The 4,082-nt window shown below is 70.4% G+C and carries 5 protein-coding genes; 3 read left to right on the top strand and 2 right to left on the bottom strand.

Translation table 11 applies throughout. The features are described from left to right. Positions 1-100 precede the first annotated feature (100 nt). The 3 genes from ACWGI8_RS40805 (at position 101) to ACWGI8_RS40795 (ending at position 3,133) form a co-directional block, all read left to right on the top strand. The gene (locus tag ACWGI8_RS40805; protein WP_453668507.1) at positions 101-916 is read left to right on the top strand and encodes an alpha/beta fold hydrolase; all 816 of its coding nucleotides are present in this window, start codon (positions 101-103) and stop codon (positions 914-916) included. A gap of 91 nt (positions 917-1,007) precedes the next feature. After that, positions 1,008-2,216, top strand: a complete 1,209-nt coding sequence (locus ACWGI8_RS40800) for an RNA ligase (protein WP_453668506.1) — start codon at positions 1,008-1,010, stop codon at positions 2,214-2,216. 2 nt (positions 2,217-2,218) lie between these two features. After that, on the top strand, positions 2,219-3,133 hold the full coding sequence (locus ACWGI8_RS40795) for a phosphatase domain-containing protein (RefSeq protein WP_453668505.1): 915 nt from the start codon (positions 2,219-2,221) through the stop codon (positions 3,131-3,133). Here the strand turns inward: ACWGI8_RS40795 and ACWGI8_RS40790 are convergent. Beyond that, positions 3,130-3,441 carry a hypothetical protein gene (locus ACWGI8_RS40790; protein WP_453668504.1) on the bottom strand — a complete coding sequence of 104 codons (312 nt, stop codon included), beginning with the start codon at positions 3,439-3,441 and terminating at the stop codon, positions 3,130-3,132. The genes ACWGI8_RS40795 and ACWGI8_RS40790 overlap by 4 nt on opposite strands. Positions 3,442-3,644: 203 nt before the next feature. Next, on the bottom strand, positions 3,645-4,082 hold a 438-nt coding region (locus ACWGI8_RS40785), incomplete at its 5' end, for an ROK family protein (protein ID WP_453668503.1).

Here is a 4,082-nt window from a genome sequence, read left to right as displayed (position 1 = left end):
CCTCTCCGGCCGGAGAGGACTCGTCAGGTGCGGGCATCGGGACGGGGTGGTTTCGTGGCCGTACGAGGGACGCAGAGGTGCCGGAACGAGGCGTACGGCTATGGGAGCAGCGGGAAAGCGCATCGTCAGGGAAAGCAGCTTCCGGCATCGCGGGGCCGACCTGTTCTACGAGGACGCCGGTGAGGGCGCTCTCGCCGTGTACGCACATGGCGGGTTCGTCAGCCGGGCCACCGAGGACCGGATGGCCTTGTTCGGCTGGGAGCCGGTTCTGGACGCGGGGCAGCGCCTGGTGCGTTATGACGCCCGGGGGCACGGTCGATCGACCGGCGCCGCCGTGGACACCGATTACACGTACGTCTCCCTCGCGGACGATCTGCTCGCGCTGCTCGATCATCTGGATGCCGACCAGCCCGTCAACGCCATCGGCGCGTCGATGGGATGCGCCACCGTGCTGCACGCCGCCGTTCGGGCGCCCGAGCGGTTCGGCCGGCTGGTCCTGCTCATCCCGCCCACGGCCTGGACGACGCGGAAGGCGCATGCGCGGAACAACCTCGAAGCCGCTGACACGATTGAACGAGAGGGAGTGGACGTCTGGCTCGCCGCCAAGAGGCGGCAGCACCGCCCCGCGGTCGTATCCGATGTTCCCGAGTTTCCGCCGACGCCCGCCGAGCGGATTCTGCCGTCCGTCCTGCGCGGACTGGCGCTGTCCGACCTGCCCTCCGCCACGGCCGTCACCGAACTGCGCGAGCCGGCCTTGATTCTGGCCTGGGTCGATGACCCGGGTCACCCCCTGTCCACCGCGGAAAGGCTGGCCGGTCTTCTGCCGGACGCCGGCCTCCATGTGTCCCGGACCCGTTCAGACATCCGCACCTGGGGGCATCGCATCGCGGTCCATCTGGCACGACCTCGGCAGTGACCTGCGTCTCTGTACGTCCCGTCCCAGGAAAATCGGTACGCGCCGAAGCCTCCCGCGCCTGACAATCAAGGTTCATCAACGGGAGGAACACATGAGCCAGGCATTCCTGACTCTCCATGGGCTGCTGCCGCCGAAGGAGTTGGCGGCGGCGCTGGACGCGGGGCATGTCACCCGTAAGCCGCACCCCGAACTGCCGCTGTCGATCTACACGTACACGAGGACGTGCCAGTACGAGCGGGTGTGGAACCGGGTGACCACGCGCTGCCGCGGTCTGGTGGCCGACGACGCCACCGGCGAGATCGTCGCGCTCCCGCTGCCGAAGTTCTTCAACGTCGGTGAGCACGAGGCCGGTCAGCCGTACGCGCCGGCCCTCCCGGACGAATCGTTCGAGGTGTACGACAAGGTCGACGGCAGCCTGGCGGTGATCTTCCACTACGCGGACCGGTGGCACGTCGCGTCCAAGGGATCGTTCATCAGCACCCAGGCCACCTGGGCTCAGCGTCTGCTGGACGGCAAGGACACCTCCGCCCTGGTTCCCGGGGTGACCTACCTCGCCGAGATCCTCTACCCGCAGAATCGGATCGTCGTCGACTACGGCGACCGCCGTGACCTCGTGCTCCTCGCCGCCTTCGCCAAGGACGGCACGGAGATACCGCTGTCCGAGGCGGCGGCCTGCTGGAAGGGCATCGGCTCGGTCGTCACGGTCTGGCCCGCCATGCCGCTCGCCGAGCTGCTCGCCCTGGCCGAGTCCAACCGGCTGCCGGGCGGCCGGGAAGCCACGGGCACCGACGCGGAGGGCTTCGTGCTGCGCTTCGCCTCGGGCGTACGGGCCAAGGCCAAGCTCTCCGAATACGTACGGCTCCACAAGGTGCTCACCGGAGTCACCGAACGGGACATCTGGCGCAGCCACGGGGTCCAGCGCTTCACCGGACTGCCCGTCAAGCAGGTTGCCCAGGCTCTGGGTTGCTCGGCAGCAGAGATCGAGGCGTCGGGCGGCAAGCCGCTCGACGCGCTGCTGGAGCAGGTGCCCGACGAGTTCGACGCCTGGGTGCGCGGGGTGATCAGGCGGATCGAGGAGGACGTGACCGCACGCGAGTGTGCGATCGACGAGGCGTACCGCTCGCTGGCCCATCTCGCGGGCGACCGGGGCGCTTTCGCCCGCGCCGCGAAGGCGCTGCCGGACGCCGCCGTGCGCCCTGCGATGTTCCTGCGCCTGGACGGGCGCCCGACGGAGCTCGTGACGTACCGTTCCGTCCGGCCGGAGGCGCCCGACCCGTATCTGACCGACGAGGAGAACTGACCGTGCCCGTAGTACACGTCATGACAGGGCTCCCGGCCTCGGGGAAGACGACGGCCGCCCGCAGGTTGCAGGCGCAGTCCGAGGGCCGTATGCGCCGGGTGAATCTCGACGACCTGCGGAAGATGCTCGACGTCCCGGCACCCGAGCGTGGCCGGTCGTACGCGCACGAGCAGACCGTGCTGGCCATCCAGGACGCCGCGGTGCGGGCGGCGGTCGACGGCGGGTTCGACGTCGTCGTGGACAACACCCACCTGACACCGCACATCCCCAAGCGTCTGAAGGCCGCGGTGGCCGGCCAGGCGTCCTTCGTCGTGCACGACTTCACCGATGTGCAGCTGGAGGAGTGCATACGGCGCGACGCCGGGCGGGACAGGGCTGTCGGCGAGGAGATCATCCGGATCCTGGCCGACAAGCACGCGAAAGCGCGGCAGGGTGGCTGGCGGCTCACCGAGGCGTGGCTGAACGACGAGCCGTCGGTGGAGCCGTACACGGCCGACCCGGCGCTGCCCTCGGCGGTCATGTGCGACATCGACGGCACTCTCGCCATCAGGGGCGACCGCGGCCCCTACGACTTCACCCGCTGCGACGAGGACGTGCTCAACGTGCCGGTGCGCGGCGCGCTGTGCTCCTTCCGGCGTGCCGACGGCGATGTCATCGTCCTGCTCTCCGGCCGCGGCGAGGAGCACCGGGACAAGACGGAGGCATGGCTGCGCCGGTACGAGGTCCCCTACGACGAGCTGTGGATGCGCGCAGCCGGCGACGGCCGCCGTGACGACGTCGTGAAGGCCGAACTGTTCGACCGGCACGTCCGCGACCGCTTCGCGGTACGCGTCTCCCTCGACGACCGCGACCGCGTCGTGGCAGTGTGGCGCCGCATGGGCCTGCCCACCTGGCAGGTCAATTACGGCAACTTCTAAGGGCTGTCCCGGACAGGGCCTAGTGCTGTCCTCCTGGTGGATGCCCGTGCACCTGGGACCCGTACACGCGCGGCCATCGGCTTCCAGCGGCGGAGGGCAGTACGGCCACAGCTGCGCAGCTGCGACGGGCATACCCGGGCACGCTGACCGCCGCTGGTGATGAGGGCGTTCACGGGGGACATCGGATCCGCGCCCATCGACTTCGCCACGAGGACGCCGACCATCAGCGGGAGCAGGGTCGCGGCGAGGGCGGTGCCCGTCGTGGTGACATGCTGCATGCGGGGGCGGCGCGGAGCGGGGGGATTCATGGCTCCCATTCGAGCAACGCGCGCGCCGCGGGAGATCGGACGACGTACTCAGTTCGTACGTCCTCACGTACTCATACGCCGGCATGAGGCAGTGCACGATGTACTCGCGGCCCTCGGGTGGGATCGGTACGGCTGCCGGTGCCAGGTGCCGGGTCGCGCACTCAGGCGTGCGGCCGGGCCAGGGCCTGACCTAACGGACAGGCCTACTGCGCCGCCCGCTCCCGCAAGCTCGTCCGCCACGCCGGGGCCGGTTCCTCCGCACCGGCCTCCTCCTGCCGGCGGCCTCCGCGTGCGAAGAAGTCGGCGAGGGGCAGCATCGCCGCCCCGACGGTCACGGCGTCCGGCCCCAGGGTGCCGAGGTCGATACGCACGCGGGCGGCCGGGTACGACAGGGCGTAGGAGGTGGCGTACGCCCGTACGGAATCCAGGAAACGGGCACCGAGCTGCAGTCCCGCCCAGCCGCCGACGAGGATCCGTTCGGGCTGGAAGAGGTTGATGAGGTCGGCGAAGCCGGCGCCCAGGTACTCGGCGGTCTCCTCCAGGACCGCAAGGGCGGTCGTGTCGGCCTCCGGCGCGGCACCGGCGGCGCCAGGGGCAGGGTAGGCGGCGGCGAGCATCGCGGTCAGCGCGGTCTCCTCGTC

The sequence above is a fragment of the Streptomyces sp. NPDC054841 genome (assembly GCF_053611045.1).
This window is presented reverse-complemented; position numbering and strand designations above follow the sequence as displayed.